Raw genomic sequence first — 16,321 nt, forward strand, 5'->3', positions numbered from 1 at the left:
GGACCAACGGGAGCAAGGGCTTTCTCGTACGCTGCGTGACCGACCCGGAATCCTGCGTGAACGTCTCATGAACTGGGCCTGGGCGTGCGCCGACAGCGCCATCATGCTCCCGTGCACTCCTGGACGGACACTCTCCGCTTCGCCTTCCAACCGGTGGTCAATCTGACGACCGGCGGGGTCGCGGCGTTGGAGATACTCGCCCGGCCGGAGACCGGCGACGTCCTGGCCGAAGCCCGTCGGGATCCCGAACTCGACGGCCGGCTGGCGGTGTTGGCGGTTCGTACGGCGGCTCGCCGGGAGACGCTGTTGCCGCTGCACGTCAACGTGTTCGCCGGCACCCTCGCCGACCTCGGTGGGCTGACTCCGCTGCACGACGCCGTGCGGGCGGTGGGGCGGCTGCCCTGGGAGGTGACGGTCGACGTCGGCCCGCCGTACACGCACGTGCCCCAGCAGGCACTGCTGGAGGCGGTCGCCGGGCTGCGGGAGCAGGGCTTCCGGATCAGCGCGGACGGCATCGGGGACGGGGACGTACCCCTGCGGCTGCTCATCGATCTCGCGCCCGACCTGGTGAAGCTCGACGCGTCGCTGCTGGCTCGGTCGGCGGCGGTGCGCGCGATGCGGACGCTGTGCGACGAGCTCGGCGCGCTGCTCGTCGTAGAGGGCGTGGAGACCGAGTTGCAGTGCGCGGCCGCGCTGTCGGCGGGTGCGCAGCTGGCGCAGGGCGAGCTGTTCGCACCGCCGTCCCGGCTGCCCGCCGCGGACGTATACGTTCCGCCCCGCTCCGCCGACGTTGTCGGGACGCCTCGCTCGGGGCCGTCGGTGCGGGAGTTCGTACGGCCCGCGGCGCTGTTGCCCGACACCGCGTCCGCAAGTCAGGTGCGGGCGCTGCTGACCGGCTCGCCCGACGTGTCCGGGGTGCTGCTCGTGGACCGGGACGGCGTGCCGGTGCGCTCGGTGCACCGGTCCCGCTTCCTGCTGTCCATGTCGGGACGCTACGGGCATGCCCTGTACGCCGATCGACCCGCCGCCAGACTCGGCGACCCGCCCCGGACGGTGGGCGTCGACGCCACCGCGTGGGAAGTCCTGGACGTGGTGGCCGTGGGCGACCGGGACCGCACGTCGGACGACGTGGCCGTGGCCGACCGGTACGGCCGGTGTGTGGGCGTCGTACGGCTCGCGGATCTCGTACGGGCGCTGGCCGAGAGCCGGGTCGAGGAGGCGGCCGGACTCAATCCACTGACCCGGCTGCCCGGTTCGGACGCGATCACCGGGGAGGTGGACCGGCGGATCGCGGACGGGAGGGCGTTCGCGCTGAGTTGGCTGGACGTCGACCACTTCAAGCAGGTCAATGACGGGGCCGGGTTCGCGGCCGGCGACGAGTTGATCCGGTCGGTGGGGCGGGCGCTGCAGCATGCCGCGTCCGGCAGTACGCGCGTGGGCCACATCGGTGGGGACGACTTCCTGGTGCTGGCTGATCCGGAGGGGCTGGATCCGCTGGCCGCCTCCGTGTTGGACGTCCCCTGGACAGCGGGTGGGCGTCCCGTCACGCTGTCCCTGGCCACGGTGTTGTGCACGCCGGGCAGTGTGACGGACCACCGCGAGGCGGCCGCCTGTCTGGCGCCGCTGAAGCAGGCCGCGAAGGCGTTGGACGGAGGGAGTTGGGTGCTCGGCCGCGCCGGGCTGGCCGGGCACGAGATCCGTCGCGGGTCGGGGGCGGCGGCCGCTCGGGCGGGGTAGGCGGGCGAACGCCGGGTGGACAGCCGCTCGGGAGACTCGGGCGCCCAGACGGCCGCCTTCGGGCGGGACCTCCGCGACCTGGCTCGGCTCGACCGAAACTCCGGGCCAAGCCTGTCTGCCGGCTCCTGCGCGTCTGCCGTCTGCTTCTCGACGATCCGGGTGCCCCCGGGGCGCTCCGGCCTGGCGTGGATCGAGACCGCCCTCGCTCCCGTGGCGAGGTGAAGTCGGCGTTGTGCACGCGCGCGTGGCGGCGAGGTCCCCCGTTCAGCGTGGACAAGCGCCTGACCGTGCAGGCCCTTCGACAGCGTGAACCGCAGCGCGCCACTCGATCCCGTGCTCAGGGCAAAGCGTTCGCGGGTGTGTCGCTCAGCGTGGAGACGCGGTGATCTGTACGCGATGGCTGTCGTTGTCGGAGAGGAACGACGCCAGCGCCCGCCCCTGCTCGGCGACGGTGGAGCGGTCGGCTCGGGAGAAGCGGCGCAGCGGGGTGACGATGACGGTGCCGGCCTCGACGCTCCAGGTCGCGGCGACCCGGCCGTCGACCAGGACCACGCGAGCGCCGGCGACCGAGAGGCCGCGGTGGGCGTCGTCGATGATCCGGCCGCGGTCGTGGTAGCCGAGGAGCGCGTTGTCGAAAGCGGGCAGGAACCGCACCGGCGCGGGTGTGTCGGGGTCGGGGCGCGGCGCGTCGGGGAGGTCCCACAGTTCCCGGCCGCGCTCGTCGCGGAAGGTGACCAGTTCCTCGCGTATCGCGGCGATGGCGGCCGGCAGTCCGGCGAGGCCGCACCAGGCGCGCAGGTCGGCCGAGGCGGCGGGGCCGAACGCGGCCAGATAGCGCCGTACCAGCGCCTGGCCCACAGGATCGGAGCCGTCCGGGGACGGCGGGTCGGCCTCGCGACCCAGCCAGGACGAGAGCAGGACGTTGCGCACGCCCGCCCTCGTCCGCCACAGCCCGCGCGGTGGCAGCTGCGCCACCGGGACGAGGGCGCCGATCAGCATTTCACCCAGCGCCCGCGGCCCCGGCGTCGGCCAGCGCTCGGCGAGTGCCCGCGTGAGCTCGGTCATCGAGCGTGGCTCGCCGTCGGACATCACCGCCCGGCCCGCCGCCGCGAGTTCGTCGAGATCCACCCCGTCGAGCTCGCGGCGGTAGACCCCGAGTACCCGTTGGCGCAGCATGGTTTCGTGGCGTGCCCGCCAGGCCAGAGCGTCGTCGGCGGTGACGAGGTGGACGGTGCGGCGCATGAGGTGGGTCCGCACAACGCGCCGCCCCGTCAGCAGGTCCGAGAGCACCGACGGGTCGAACGCGCGCAGTCGGGACCAGAGCCCGACGAACGGCTCCTGCGGTTCCTGCGCTTGCAGACCGCCGAGGTGCGCGACGGCGTCGATGACCGGTACGTCGGCGCGATCGAGCAGCAACTGCCGGGCCAGCGTGGCGCGGTTGAGCGCCCGGGTGTCGAGAACGGTCATCGGGGTCATGACGCGGCGCGCTCCTGCATACCGGTCCGTCCCGGCTCGCCCATCTTCACAGTGACGTCGGTCCCTTCGAATCCGTGGAAGCCTTGAGGTCAGGGCCGGACGGCCGGCGTGCGGCCGCCGTCCGGTCGTGGTTCATCGCGTCCGGCGCGCAGCACCGGGTCGGGGCGGCGGCCCGATCTGGTCGAGATCCGTCACCGGTCAGGTGGACGTCTGCCCGTCGAGCGTCTCGCGCAGAATGTCGGCGTGCCCGGCGTGCTGGGCGGTCTCGGCGATGACGTGCGTCAGCACCCGGCGCACGCTGCGCACCGCTCCCGGCTCGTTCCAGGGCACCTCCGGCAGCGGGTGCGTCGCCGACAGGTCGGGGACGGAGGCGACGATCTCCTCGCTACGGGCGGCGACCTGCTCGTAGCGGGCGACGATCCCGGCCAGCGTCTCGCCGGGCAGCATGCGGAAGTCGTTCTGGTGGTCGATCATCCACTGCGGGATCTCGCGTGCGGTACCGGCCGCGAGGCCGGCCCAGGTGACATCGTCGGGCAGGTCGTAGCGCATCGCCGACGCGCCCTCGACCACGAAACGCATCCACTTCTCCTCCATGGACGCGACGTGCCTGATCAGCCCGCCCAGGCACAGGGCGCTGACCGTCGGATGGTCGCCGGCCTGCTCGTCGCCGAGCCCGCGGGTCGTGTGGGTCAGGGCGGATCGCGCGGCCGCGAGCGCGGCGAGCAGGTCGGCCCGCTCGCTGTCGGGAGTGGAGGAGGGCGTGGTCGTGGCAGACACGGTGATCGGGTCCTTCTGGTCGTTCTCGTCGTCGGGCACGGGACAACAATCACAGGGGAAGCGGTCAGGAAGTGTCCGCTTCTCAGGGCAGTCTGGGAATCATGCCGAAGACATCAGCGCGACTGCTGTCACTGCTCTCCCTGCTCCAGGCACGCCGGGACTGGCCGGGGGCGCTACTCGCCGAGCGGCTGGAGGTCAGCCCGCGCACCGTGCGCCGTGATGTCGACCGCTTGCGCGAGCTCGGCTACCCGATCGTGGCCGCCAAAGGCCCCGACGGTGGGTACCGGCTCGACGCCGGCACGGAACTGCCGCCGCTGCTGTTCGACGACGAGCAGGCCGTCGCCCTGGCCGTCGCACTCCGGATCGCCACCGCCACCGGCGCCGGCATCGAGGAGGCCGCGGCACGGGCGCTGACCACCGTCCGGCAGGTCATGCCCGCACGGCTGCGCCGCCGGATCGACACCCTCCAGGTCACCGCCGTCGAACGGCCCACGACCCGACGCAACCCACGGGCCGACAGCAACGTCATCATGGCGCTCAGCGCCGCCGTCCACGCCTGCGAAGTGCTGCGCTTCGACTACACGCCCGCATCCCCACCGGGAGCCACCGACGACGACCTGGCCGAACCCCCTCCGCGCCGGGTGCAGCCCCACCACCTCGTCACCTGGGGCGCACGCTGGTACCTCGTCGCCTGGGACCTCGACCGCGAGGACTGGCGCACCTTCCGCGCCGACCGGATCACCCCGCGCACCCCTACAGGGCCCCGCTTCACCCCGCGCGAACTGCCCGGAGGTGAGGTGGCCGCCTTCGTGGCCGACAGGTTCCGGGGCTCCGACGGCTCGGGCGACTGGCCCTGCCGAGGCGAGGTGGTCCTCGACCTGCCCGCCGCCGACGTGTCCCGCTACGCACGCGACGGAGTCGTCGAGGAACTCGGCCCGAACCGCTGCCGGCTCACCCTGGGCTCTTGGTCATGGCCCGGCCTGGCCGCCACCATCGGCATGTTCGACGCCGACATCGAGGTCGTCGGCCCGGCCGAGCTCAAGGACGCCTTCGCGCACCTGGCCCGCCGCTACGCCAACGCCGCAACCGACGCACCCGCCACGCCGCCTCCGATCCAATGAACCCCGCGCACGTCGATGCCTCGGTCGGCCCCAGCGCGCCCAACTCCCGCGGACGGGCCAAGCGCTGCTTCGGCTCATCCCGCAGGTGCCTCGGCCGGGGTCTTGGGCCGCCCCGAAGTCACTGCGCCTGGTTGCCGGTTCGACGAGCAGCAACCGGTCCAGCCCCGCGCGGGCGGCCCCGCTCCCACCCCCGACCAGCGCGCCGGACGCGGCCGCGCCAACGGCATGCACTCCGCCCTAGGGCGCCAAACCCGAGCCCCCAGGCCGGTTACGCTCGCGAACACCACGGCCTTCGAGCTGGGCTCCGCAGCCGGTTGTGCCCACCCACGCGCATTGAGCACCCGTACGCCCGACCGCCCGGACCAGCGGATCGGCGTACTCCTTCCGCGGGTTGGGCCAGCAGGAATCCGCGAACCCGCACGCTTCCGGCCGTGCCGGTCCACAGCTCGCGTCGGGCACGCTCAACCGCGTGCCCATCAACCGTTGTCGTCAGCGACCTTGACGCTCCCTGGACGCCGGTGAACACTTCCGGTGTCAGTCGACATCGCCGTACATTCTCGGCGTATTCAGGCACTGCTTCGCGCGGGTCCACCTGAGCCGAGGCCCGTACCCCCACGGGCGATTCGGCTGCTACGGCACGCTCGTCGCGGACGCCGGGCGGGGCGCGGGATTCTCTCTGCCCTCGGCTGTTCGCCAAGGGAACCGCACCCTGCACGGAGGACCGGGGCCGAGCGTCCCGGGCCAGGGCCTAGGAGCCGCCATGAGCAACGGAGACATTTTCGTCGGCGAAGTCATCGGCACCGCGATCCTGATCCTGTTCGGCGCCGGAGTCTGCGCCGCCGTCACCCTCAGATACTCAAAGGCACGGGCCTCGGGGTGGATCGTGATCGCGTTCGGCTGGGGATTCGGCGTGCTGGCGGGCGCGTACACCGCCGCACCCCTCTCCGGTGGGCACATCAATCCGGCCGTCACCCTCGGCATCGCCATCGACACCGGAGAGTGGGGCAAGGTCTGGGTCTATCTGCTGGGCCAGATGGTCGGGGCCATGCTCGGCGCCGTCCTGTGCTATCTCACGTACTTCGCCCAGTTCCAGGCCAATGTCCGGCAGACGGGCACCACGGAGGGCACGGCGGAGGAGCCACTTCCGACGCTCGGCATCTTCTCCACCATCCCGGAGATCCGGAACCCGGTCGCCAACCTGATGACGGAGATCATCGCGACCGTCGGGCTCGTCCTGCCGATCCTCGCCTTCGGCCTCACCAAGGGGCTGGGCGAGTCCGGAACCCAGGTGCTGATCGTCGCACTCCTGGTCGTCGGCATCGGCCTCTCCCTCGGCGGGCCCACCGGCTATGCCATCAACCCGGCGCGCGACCTCGGCCCACGCATCGTGCACACCTTCCTGCCGATCCCGAACAAGGGCACCTCCGACTGGAGTTACGCCTGGATCCCGGTCGTCGGCCCGCTGATCGGCGGAGCGCTCGCGGGTCTCATCTACAACGCGGCCTTCTGAGCGATACCCGATCCGATTTCTGAGCAGTCTTCTGAACCCAGCCCAAGGGGTAGCCATGACGGACAACGCCGAGAAGTACGTCGCCGCAATCGACCAGGGCACCACCTCAAGCCGCTGCATCGTCTTCGACCACAACGGCGCCATCGTCGCCGTCGACCAACGCGAACACCGCCAGATCTTTCCCAAGCCAGGCTGGGTGGAGCACGACGCCACCGAGATCTGGTCCAAGGTGCAGGCGGTGGTCGCCGGGGCGATCGCCAAGGCCGGGCTGCGCGCCGACCAGCTCAGCGCGCTCGGGATCACCAACCAGCGCGAGACGACGGTCCTGTGGGACCGCGCCACCGGAAAGCCCGTGCACAACGCGATCGTGTGGCAGGACACGCGCACCGCGGCCCTGTGCAACCAACTGGGCGGCGCGGACGGGCAGGACCGTTTCCGCGAACAGACCGGGCTGCCGCTGGCCAGCTACTTCTCCGGCCCCAAGGCCGTATGGCTCCTCGACAACGTGCCCGGGCTCAGGGCGCGCGCAGAGCGCGGCGAGATCGCCTTCGGCACCATCGACTCCTGGCTGATCTGGAACCTCACCGGCGGCACGGACGGCGGCCGGCATGTCACCGATGTGACCAACGCCGGGCGCACCATGCTGATGAACCTGGAGACCCTCCAGTGGGACCAGTCCATCCTGGCGGCGATGAACGTCCCTGAGGCCGTCCTGCCCGAGATCAGGTCGTCCGCCGAGGTGTACGGCACGGCCGTGGGCCAGCTCGCGGGCGTACCGGTCGCCTCCGCGCTGGGCGACCAGCAGGCGGCCGTGTTCGGGCAGGCCTGCTACGACGTGGGCACGGCGAAGAACACGTACGGCACGGGCAGCTTCCTGCTGCTGAACACCGGCAACCGGCCGGTGCCGTCGAAGAGCGGGCTGCTGACGACGATGGGCTACAAGATCGGCAGTGAGGCACCCGTGTACTGCCTGGAGGGGTCGATCGCCATAACGGGCGCGCTCGTTCAGTGGTTCCGCGATCAACTCGGCATCATCCGAACCGCCGACGAGATCGAGCCGCTGGCGGCGAGCGTGGAGGACAACGGAGGCGCGTACATCGTGCCCGCGTTCTCCGGCCTGTTCGCTCCGTACTGGCGCTCCGACGCGCGCGGAGTCGTCACCGGCCTCACCCGGTACGTCACGAAGGCACACCTCGCGCGCGCGGTGCTGGAGGCGACGAGCTGGCAGACGCGTGAGGTCGTGGACGCCATGTTCCAGGACTCCGGGGTGCGGATCACGACCCTGAAGGTGGACGGCGGCATGACGAAGAACAACCTGCTCATGCAGCATCAGGCGGACGTCCTCGACGTGCCGGTGATCCGGCCCAAGGTCTCCGAGACGACGTGCCTGGGCGCCGCGTACGCGGCCGGCCTCGCCACCGGGGTGTGGAACGACCTGGACGAGCTCAAGGCGCACTGGCAGAAGGATGTCGAGTGGACGCCCGCGATGGAGTCCTCGGTGCGCGACCGCGAGTACCACAACTGGCGCAAGGCCGTGGAGAAGAGCTTCGGCTGGCTGGAGGAAGGCGACAACTAGGCGGCACCCACCGGGCACGCGCGCGTGCGTGGTGCCACGGACCGCGGCTCGTACCCCGGTCGGCGGGGGTACGGGCCGCTCCGCGTCACGTCGTGACGGTCTGACGGTGCTCCGCGGCGTACGCCATCGCGTGCTGGACGACGCCGACGAGGACCTCCTTGACGGACCCCCGGTCGCGGGCGTCGCACAGCAGCAACGGTACGCCGTCGTCGAGGTCGAGGGCTTGACGTACGTCGTCGGCCGGGTAACGGGCGGCTCCCTCGAAGCAGTTGACGCCGACGAGGAAGGGGATGGACCGCCGCTCGAAGTAGTCGACGGCGGCGAAGCAGTCCTCCAGACGACGGGTGTCGGCGAGCACCACGGCACCGAGTGCGCCCTCGGAGAGCTCGTCCCACATGAACCAGAACCTCTCCTGGCCGGGCGTGCCGAACAGGTACAGCACGAGGTCCTCGCGCAGCGTGATGCGGCCGAAGTCCATGGCCACGGTGGTGGTGTGCTTGCCTTCCACACCGCTCGTGTCGTCGACCGGGCGTCCCGCCTCGGTGAGCAGTTCCTCGGTGCGCAGTGGCCTGATCTCGCTGACCGCGCCGACGAGCGTGGTCTTGCCCACGCCGAAGCCGCCGGCCACCAGGATCTTGAGTGTGACGGGCTCGACCGGGGGCTTGCCGCGCTCAGAACGCCCGAAGATCATCGTTCTCTTCTCCTGCTGGATGGGGGTCGGGCGACGGTGGGCCGTAGCCTCCGCCGCCGGGGGTTTCGATGACGAGTACATCGCCGGGGCCGACGTCCGTCGCGTCACGTCCGCCGAGTTCGGTGACCGTGCCGTCCGCGCGCTCCACACGGTTCGCGCCCAGGGCGCCGGGTTCACCGCCCGCCATGCCGTACGGGGGGACCCGGCGGTGCTGGGACAGCGTGGAGACGGTCATGGGCTCGTGGAACCGGATGCGGCGTACCGCGCCGTCCCCGCCGCGCCATCGTCCGGCGCCGCCACTGCCGCGCCGGACGGCGAACTCGTCGAGCTGTACGGGCAGTCGCCATTCCAGGACCTCGGGGTCGGTGAGCCGCGAGTTGGTCATGTGGGTCTGCACCACGGATGCGCCGGGGAAGCCGTCGCCCGCGCCGGATCCGGAGGCCACGGTCTCGTAGTACTGGTGGCGGTCGTTGCCGAAGGTGACGTTGTTCATGGTGCCGGAGCCCTCGGCCTGGACGCCGAGCGCCGCGTAGAGGGCGCCGGTGATGGCCTGCGAGGTCTCGACGTTGCCCGCGACGACGGCGGCCGGGGGTTCGGGCGCGAGCATGGAGCCGGGCGGCACGATGATGTCGAGCGGGCGCAGACAGCCGTCGTTGAGCGGGATGTCGTCGGCGACCAGGGTGCGGAAGACGTACAGGACTGCCGCGTTGACCACTGCGAAGGGCGCGTTGAAGTTGGTGGTCAGCTGGGGTGATGTGCCAGTGAAGTCGACGGTCGCGGAGCGCCTTTCGCGGTCCACGCGCACGCGTACGCGAATGACGGCGCCCGCGTCGGTCTCGTAGGCGTACTCGCCGTCGTCCAGGGCGTCGATGACCCGGCGGACGGACTCCTCGGCATTGTCCTGGACGTGCTTCATGTACGCCTGTACGACGTCGAGGCCGAAGTTCTCGATCATGCGGGCGACTTCGTCGACGCCCTTCTGGTTGGCGGCGATCTGGGCACGCAGGTCGGCGAGGTTGGTCTTCGGGTTGCGGGAGGGGTAGGGCGCTGCCGTGAGCAGGCGGAGGGTCTCCTCCTCGCGGAGGCGGCCGTTCTCGGCGAGCAGCCAGTTGTCGAAGAGGACGCCTTCTTCCTCGATGGTGCGGCTGCCCGCGGGCATGGAGCCTGGGGCGATGCCGCCGATCTCGGCGTGGTGGCCGCGGGAGGCGACGTAGAAGAGGATCTTCCGGTCACTCTCCGTGTTGCCTGTGTCGAAGACGGGCGTGATGACCGTGACGTCCGGCAGATGCGTGCCGCCGTGGTACGGGTCGTTGACCGCGTACGTGTCTCCCGGCCGCATCCGGGAGCGGCGCCGGATGACCTCCTTGACGCTGGTGCCCATCGAGCCCAGGTGGACGGGGATGTGCGGGGCGTTGGCCACCAGGTTTCCGTCCGGGTCGAAGAGGGCGCAGGAGAAGTCCAGGCGCTCCTTGATGTTGACGGACTGGGCGGTGGATTCCAGGCGGGCGCCCATCTGTTCGGCGATGGACATGAAGAGGTTGTTGAAGACCTCGAGGAGAACAGGGTCGGCTTTTGTGCCGAGATCGGAACTCTGTGTAATCGTCGCGCGTTCCATGACCAGATGCCCGTCGTCGGTCGTCGCGGCCTGCCAGCCGCCGTCGACGACGGTCGTCGCACTGGCCTCGGTGATGATCGCGGGGCCGGTGACGGTCTCGCCGGGGGGCAGTTCCTCGCGGCGGTGGAGGGGTACGTCGCGCCAGGCGCCGCCCGTGTGGAGGCGGACGGTTTCGGGGGCGGCGGGGTGGCCCTGGTAGGTGGCCAGGGCGGAGAGATCGGGGGGTTCGGTGATGCCGGTGGCTTCGACGGAGAGGGCTTCGACGACGATCGGGCGGTCGAGCGTGAAGGAGTACGTGGCGCGATGACGTTCTTCGAAGGCGTGCCTCATCGTGTCCGGCTCGGTCAGCTCGACGGTGAGGGTGGTGTCGGTGCCGTCGTAGCGGAGCTGGGCCCGCCGGGTGACCTGGATGCGCTCCTGGGGGACGTCCTCGGCAAGGAGTTCGGCGCGGGCGGCGCTCTCCAGATCGTCGGCGGTCTTGAGGACGCCGGGCATCGAGGCGGCCTCCAGGGGCGTCTCGACGGACTGTTCGCGCATGGCCGTGGTGTCGGCGAGGCCGATGCCGAGGGCGGAGAGGACACCGGCCATGGGTGGCACGAGGACGGTGCGGATGCCGAGCGAGTCGGCGACCATGCAGGCGTGCTGCCCGCCCGCGCCACCGAAGGTGGTGAGGGCGTAGCGGGTGACGTCGTGGCCCTTCTGGACGGAGATCCGCTTCACGGCGTTGGCGATGTTGGCGACGGCGATCTGCAGGTAGCCCTCGGCGACCTGCTCGGGAGTGCGGTCGTCGCCGGTCCGCTCGCGGATCTCGCGCGCGAGGGCGGCGAAGCGCGCGCGGACGAGTGCGTCGTCGAGGGGCTGGTCGCCTTCGGGGCCGAACACCTTGGGGAAGTGTGCGGGTTGAATGCGTCCGAGCATGACGTTGGCGTCTGTGACGGCGAGCGGGCCGCCGCCGCGGTAGCAGGCGGGGCCCGGGTCCGCGCCGGCCGAGTCCGGCCCCACGCGGTAGCGGGAGCCGTCGAAGTGCAGGACCGAGCCGCCGCCGGCCGCGACGGTGTGGATGTCCAGCATGGGCGCGCGCAGCCGGACGCCGGCGATCTGCGTGGTGAAGACGCGTTCGTACTCGCCCGCGAAGTGTGAGACGTCGGTGGAGGTGCCGCCCATGTCGAAGCCGATGACGCGGTGGAAGCCGGCGAGCTGCGACATGCGGGCCATGCCGACGATGCCGCCTGCGGGGCCGGAGAGGATCGCGTCCTTGCCGCGGAACTGCCCGGCCTCGGCGAGACCGCCGTTGGACTGCATGAACATCAGCCGCACGCCTTCGAGCTCGTCGGCGACATGCCGCACGTAGCGGCGCAGCACGGGCGACAGGTAGGCGTCGACGACGGCGGTTTCCCCGCGCGGGACGAGCTTCATCAGCGGGCTGACCTCGCTGGAGAGCGAGATCTGCGGGAAGCCGATGCGGGCGGCGAGCCGGCCGATCGCCTGTTCGTGGGCGGGGTGGAGGTGGCTGTGCATGCAGACCACGGCGACCGCGCGGATCCCGTCGTCGTATGCCTCCTGGAGGGGGCCTGCGAGGGCGTCCGGGTCGGGCGCGCGCAGGACGGTGCCGTCGGCGGCGATGCGCTCGTCGGCCTCGATGACGCGTTCGTAGAGCAGCTCGGGGAGTTCGATGCGGCGGGCGAAGATGCGCGGGCGGTTCTGGTAGGCGATGCGCAGGGCGTCGCGGAAGCCCCGGGTGATGACCAGCAGCGTCCGCTCGCCCTTGCGCTCCAGGAGGGCGTTGGTGGCGACCGTGGTGCCCATGCGGACGGCCTCGACCGGGTCCGGGGAGTCGGTCAGCAGTTCCCGGACGCCCGCGACCGCCGCGTCGGAGTACCGCGCCGGGTTGTCCGACAGCAGCTTGTGCGTCAGCAGACGGCCGTCCGGGCTTCGGGCGACGATGTCCGTGAAGGTGCCGCCCCGGTCGACCCAGAACTGCCAGCCTGTCACGTCAGTACCCCACTTCCGCGCCGCTCACAGCGCCCGGAGGCCGTTGATCACATCGCGCAGAATACTCTCGTCCGGCAGTTCCGCAGGGGGCACGGGTCGGTTCACATGGACGAATTCCGCGTCCACGAGGTCCCCGATGAGGACCCGTACCACTCCGATGGGCAGGTCGAGCTCGGCGGAGAGTTCGGCGACCGACTGGGGGGTCTCACGGCACAGGTCGACGATGTTCACGTGCTCCGGGGACAGGCTGTGGTCCCCTTCCGGGTCGTCCGCCTGGGGTTCCGTGACGACCACCGCGATGAGGTCGAGACGGTGCTGGGCCGCACTGGTTGTGCGGCCGCGCGTCATGGCGTACGGACGAACAACCGGTCCGGCCTCGTCGTCGAACCAGTGGCTTCTTCCCTGACCGTCTGTGCTCATGCCATCCCACTACCCGCCTGCGGGCAGATCGGTGCGCGGAGCGGCACCGAGATGGACACCGACCCGCTTGACCAGGAGCGTCATCTCGTACGCGACCAGCCCGACGTCGGAATCGGCGTCCGCGAGGACGGCGAGGCAGCTGCCGTCGCCGGCGGCCGTGACGAACAGGAAGGCGTCGTCGAGCTCGACGATCGTCTGCCGGACGTTGCCCGCCTCGAAATGGCGGCCCACGCCCTTGGCGAGGCTGTGGAATCCGGAGGCGACAGCCGCAAGGTGCTCGCTGTCCTCCCGGGTCAGGTCCCTGGAAAGGCCGGTCGGCAGGCCGTCGCCGGAGAGCACGAGGGCCTTGCGGATGCTCGCGACGCGGTCCACCAGGTCGTCGAGGAGCCAGTTGAGCTCGCCGGGGTTGTTGCCCGCGGTGTGGCCGGTCGCCTTCGGTGCGGTCATCGACCGTCCCCCTTTGTCGTTCGTTGTGGTGCTGTGCCGCTGTGGGCGTCCTCGCCCGCGGCGTTCTCCTCACGGCCGCGCTGCCAGCCGCGCTGGAGCGAGGCCATGCGGCTGCGTACCTCGTCGGCGTCCCGTTCACCGGGCTCCGCTCTGTCGGCGGTGCGCCGTCCGGGGCCCTGTTTCAGCTGCGGGGCCAGGCTGGCCTGCCGTACGCGCCGTGGCAGCGGAGCCGTGCCCGAGCCGGTCTCGTGCGTTGCGGAGCCTGTGCCCGCGCCGGAGCCGGAAGTCGGGCCGGATCCGGAGCCGGGACTCGGGCCGGATCCGGAGACTGGACTCGGGGCGGAATCGCTGGGAGCGCTTGCGCCGGTCTGGCCGGTCTGGCCGCTCGGGGTGATCGCGGGACGCCTGCTGCGCCTGGGGAGGGCGGGGGCCTCGGGCTTCTCGCCGAGGTCGCCGGCCGAGGACGTCGGGGATTCGGTGCGCTGTTCGGCGAGGGGGTCGGCCACACCGCTGCCCTTGCGCAGCGGACCCGTTCCTGGACGGCGGGTGGGCAGCGGGGCCGCGCCCGGCGCACGCGACCGTCCAGGACCTGTCTCGGGCGCTTCGTCGGTCTCCTCGCGTCGCGTCCGCTGCTCGGTGACCGGACGCCCGTGGGAGCTGACCAGTTTGGGGGCCCGGCGGCGAGGCAGCGGGACCGGAGCGTTGGCGTCGTCGGGATTGGTCTGGTCCGCGCCCCGGCCGTCGCGCACCTCATGGTGCTGCTCGCCGTGGTGCCTCGCTCCCTCGTCCTCCGTGCGGGCGAGTGAGCGCCGGTGGCGGAAGATTCCGCCGCGTTCGCTGTCCTCGTCGTCGAGCGCGCCGGGGAAGTCCTCGATGGCGTCCAGATCGACGGGCGCTTCCAGTTCGACGGGGCCGTCCAGGAGCGAAGCCGGCAGACCGGGCAGCTGCACCGGCGCCTTGGAGAGCTCCGCGCGGCGGGCCCCCTCGAGTTCGGCCTCCTTCGAGGGCTGCGGCCGGTCGAGGCGGAAGCCGATGCCGTTGGTGTCCGGGACGTCGTCCGTCAGCAGGGTTTCGGGGATGAAGACGACGGCCGTCGTGCCGCCGTACGGGGACGGCTGGAGCGAGACCCGGACGTTCTGCCGCTGGGCGAGCCGGCTGACCACGAACAGGCCGAGCCGGTCGGTGTCGGACAGCTCGAACTCCGGTGTCTCGGCGAGCCGGAGGTTGGCGTCCAGGAGTGCGTCGGCCGCCATGCCGAGGCCGCGGTCGTGAATCTCCAGGGTGAAGCCGTTGGCGACGCGCTCGCCGAGGACCTGCACGGCGGTGTGCGGAGGGGAGAACACGGTGGCGTTCTCCAGGAGTTCGGCGACGAGGTGAGTGAGGTCCGCTACCGCCGGGCCGGTGACGGCGACCCGGGGCAGCCGACGGACCTCGATGCGCTCGTAGTCCTCGACCTCGGCGACGGCGGCGCGTACGACGTCCATGAGCTGGACCGGCTTGCGCCACTGCCGGGAGGGGGCGGCGCCGGAGAGGATCACCAGGCCCTCGGCGTGCCGGCGCATACGCGTGGTGAGGTGATCGAGGCGGAACAGGTCGGCGAGTTCGTCGGTGTCCTCGGTCCGGCGCTCCATGGCGTCGAGGAGGGTGAGCTGCTTGTGGAGCAGGACCTGGCTGCGGCGGGCGAGATTGACGAAGACCTCGGAGACGCCGGAGCGGAGTTCGGCCTGTTTGACGGCGGCTTCGACGGCGGCCCGCTGCAGGGTGTTGAGGGCCTGGCCGACCTCGCCGATCTCGTTCTTGTCGTACTCCAGACGCGGGGCCTCGGTCTCGACGTCGACCTGTTCGCCCGTGGACAGGCGGCGCATCACGCTGGGCAGCCGGACGCCGGACGCCTCGTGCGCCTCCAGGCGCAGTTGCCTCAGGTCGCGGATGAGGCCGCGGCCGACACGCACGGACACCACGAGGGAGAAGAGCAGGGCGGCCAGACCGAGGACGCCGGCGACGGACGCCTTGACGATGACGCCGATCGCGTCCGGGCGGACGCGGTCCTGATACCGGTCCCCGGCCTGGTCATTGAGGGTGGCGAGCTCGTCGAGCGCGCTCCCGGCGACGTTGTCCCAGCTCTTGGCGGTCACGGTGCGCGGGGCGCCGGGGTCGGCGGAGATGACGGACTGTTCGGCCGACCGCAGGGGGGCGGTGGTGGCGTTCTTCCAGAAGCGCTCGTAGCGTTCGCGCTCCGTCGAGGGGAGCACCGGCAGGCTGATGTCGTACAGCAGGGTGCGCTGGGCGACCAGGTCGGAGACGTCGCGGATTTCCTGGCGGGAGAGTTTCCCGACCACCAGGGCGGATCCGAGCAGGGCGTCCTCGCGGGAGAGCAGTTCACGGGCGCGGGTGATGTTCACCAGGGCACGGGCCTGCTTGTCCAGCTCCACGCTGTCGACTCCGTCGACGGACGCCAGCAAGGTGTAACAGGGGTCGACGAGACGGTTGTAGAGGTCGAGGGCCTGGGACCGGTTGACCGTGCCCTCCTCGACACTGCGGCGCAGGGAGTCGAGACCGTCGAAGGCGTCCAGGACGGCGGTGAGGTGTTCGTCGTCGTCCGCGTCCAGCCCGTCGCGGGCATCGGGGTTCTCCGCGTTCTCGCGGAGCTTGACGACGGCGTCGTCGGTGGCGGTCCGGGTGCTGCGGAGCGCGGACAGGGCGTCCGACGCCCGGGGGTCGGCGAGGTAGACCAGGGTCTGGCGGCGTTCCTGCTGCAGGACACGGACGGTGTCCTCGGTGGGGTAGCCGATTTTCTCGACGACGGACGACACTTGGAAGAGCTGGGCCACTTCCCGGCCTGTGAGCACGGTGGCGAAGCCCCAGATCGCGGCCAGGGACACCAGCGGCACGAGAAGCAGCGCCACGATCTTCCGGCGGATCGACTTCCCGCGAAAGCGCATGGCCTCCCCCAGCTCGA

General features: G+C 71.3%; 11 protein-coding genes. 4 read left to right on the plus strand and 7 right to left on the minus strand.

The window, feature by feature from the left end; genetic code table 11:
- Nucleotides 1-111 precede the first annotated feature (111 nt).
- Nucleotides 112-1,737, plus strand: a complete 1,626-nt coding sequence (locus tag ABT063_RS24910; protein WP_351060300.1) for an EAL domain-containing protein — start codon at nt 112-114, stop codon at nt 1,735-1,737.
- A 366-nt stretch (nt 1,738-2,103) separates the two neighbouring features.
- On the opposite strand, the gene ABT063_RS24915 is transcribed toward ABT063_RS24910, so the two are convergent.
- Both ABT063_RS24915 and ABT063_RS24920 read right to left on the minus strand, forming a co-directional pair.
- Entirely contained in the window at nt 2,104-3,204 is a 1,101-nt protein-coding gene (locus ABT063_RS24915) for a winged helix DNA-binding domain-containing protein (RefSeq protein ID WP_351060532.1), read from the minus strand.
- 207 nt (nt 3,205-3,411) lie between these two features.
- Complete coding sequence (locus ABT063_RS24920) at nt 3,412-3,990, minus strand: DinB family protein (RefSeq protein ID WP_351060535.1); 579 nt, start codon at nt 3,988-3,990, stop codon at nt 3,412-3,414.
- A 101-nt stretch (nt 3,991-4,091) separates the two neighbouring features.
- On the opposite strand from ABT063_RS24920, the gene ABT063_RS24925 reads away from it, so the two are divergent.
- The 3 genes from ABT063_RS24925 (at nt 4,092) to glpK (ending at nt 8,197) form a co-directional block, all read left to right on the plus strand.
- Nucleotides 4,092-5,111, plus strand: coding sequence for a helix-turn-helix transcriptional regulator (locus ABT063_RS24925; RefSeq protein WP_351060303.1), 1,020 nt, complete (start codon nt 4,092-4,094; stop codon nt 5,109-5,111).
- Nucleotides 5,112-5,871: 760 nt separating this feature from the next.
- Complete coding sequence (locus tag ABT063_RS24930) at nt 5,872-6,621, plus strand: MIP/aquaporin family protein (protein WP_351060306.1); 750 nt, start codon at nt 5,872-5,874, stop codon at nt 6,619-6,621.
- Nucleotides 6,622-6,676: 55 nt separating this feature from the next.
- Nucleotides 6,677-8,197, plus strand: a complete 1,521-nt coding sequence (gene glpK / locus ABT063_RS24935; RefSeq protein WP_351060309.1) for a glycerol kinase GlpK — start codon at nt 6,677-6,679, stop codon at nt 8,195-8,197.
- A gap of 85 nt (nt 8,198-8,282) precedes the next feature.
- Here glpK and ABT063_RS24940 read toward each other — a convergent pair whose 3' ends face one another.
- The 5 genes from ABT063_RS24940 to ABT063_RS24960 are packed head-to-tail and all read right to left on the minus strand — an operon-like array spanning nt 8,283 to nt 16,304.
- Nucleotides 8,283-8,888, minus strand: a complete 606-nt coding sequence (locus ABT063_RS24940; protein WP_351060312.1) for a GTP-binding protein — start codon at nt 8,886-8,888, stop codon at nt 8,283-8,285.
- A complete protein-coding gene (locus tag ABT063_RS24945) occupies nt 8,869-12,495 on the minus strand; it encodes a hydantoinase B/oxoprolinase family protein (RefSeq protein ID WP_351060315.1) in 3,627 nt (1,208 codons plus the stop codon). The genes ABT063_RS24940 and ABT063_RS24945 overlap by 20 nt, the downstream gene beginning before the upstream one ends.
- 24 nt (nt 12,496-12,519) lie before the next feature.
- On the minus strand, nt 12,520-12,915 hold the full coding sequence (locus ABT063_RS24950) for a DUF742 domain-containing protein (RefSeq protein WP_095754358.1): 396 nt from the start codon (nt 12,913-12,915) through the stop codon (nt 12,520-12,522).
- 9 nt (nt 12,916-12,924) lie between these two features.
- Nucleotides 12,925-13,362, minus strand: coding sequence for a roadblock/LC7 domain-containing protein (locus ABT063_RS24955; RefSeq protein ID WP_351060317.1), 438 nt, complete (start codon nt 13,360-13,362; stop codon nt 12,925-12,927).
- Nucleotides 13,359-16,304 carry a nitrate- and nitrite sensing domain-containing protein gene (locus ABT063_RS24960; RefSeq protein WP_351060538.1) on the minus strand — a complete coding sequence of 982 codons (2,946 nt, stop codon included), beginning with the start codon at nt 16,302-16,304 and terminating at the stop codon, nt 13,359-13,361. Before ABT063_RS24960 ends, ABT063_RS24955 begins: the two co-directional genes overlap by 4 nt.
- Nucleotides 16,305-16,321: the final 17 nt, after the last annotated feature.

It is taken from the genome of Streptomyces sp. NPDC002838, assembly GCF_040295365.1.
Lineage (GTDB): Bacteria > Actinomycetota > Actinomycetes > Streptomycetales > Streptomycetaceae > Streptomyces.

Bases quoted from the DNA above. Each gene is read 5' to 3' on its own strand.
- ABT063_RS24915 (WP_351060532.1), bottom strand. From the start codon at position 3,204: ATGACCGTTCTCGACACCCGGGCGCTCAACCGCGCCACGCTGGCCCGG.
- ABT063_RS24925 (WP_351060303.1), top strand. From the start codon at position 4,092: ATGCCGAAGACATCAGCGCGACTGCTGTCACTGCTCTCCCTGCTCCAG.
- ABT063_RS24930 (WP_351060306.1), top strand. From the start codon at position 5,872: ATGAGCAACGGAGACATTTTCGTCGGCGAAGTCATCGGCACCGCGATC.
- glpK (WP_351060309.1), top strand. From the start codon at position 6,677: ATGACGGACAACGCCGAGAAGTACGTCGCCGCAATCGACCAGGGCACC.
- ABT063_RS24940 (WP_351060312.1), bottom strand. From the start codon at position 8,888: ATGATCTTCGGGCGTTCTGAGCGCGGCAAGCCCCCGGTCGAGCCCGTC.
- ABT063_RS24950 (WP_095754358.1), bottom strand. From the start codon at position 12,915: ATGAGCACAGACGGTCAGGGAAGAAGCCACTGGTTCGACGACGAGGCC.
- ABT063_RS24955 (WP_351060317.1), bottom strand. From the start codon at position 13,362: ATGACCGCACCGAAGGCGACCGGCCACACCGCGGGCAACAACCCCGGC.
- ABT063_RS24960 (WP_351060538.1), bottom strand. From the start codon at position 16,304: ATGCGCTTTCGCGGGAAGTCGATCCGCCGGAAGATCGTGGCGCTGCTT.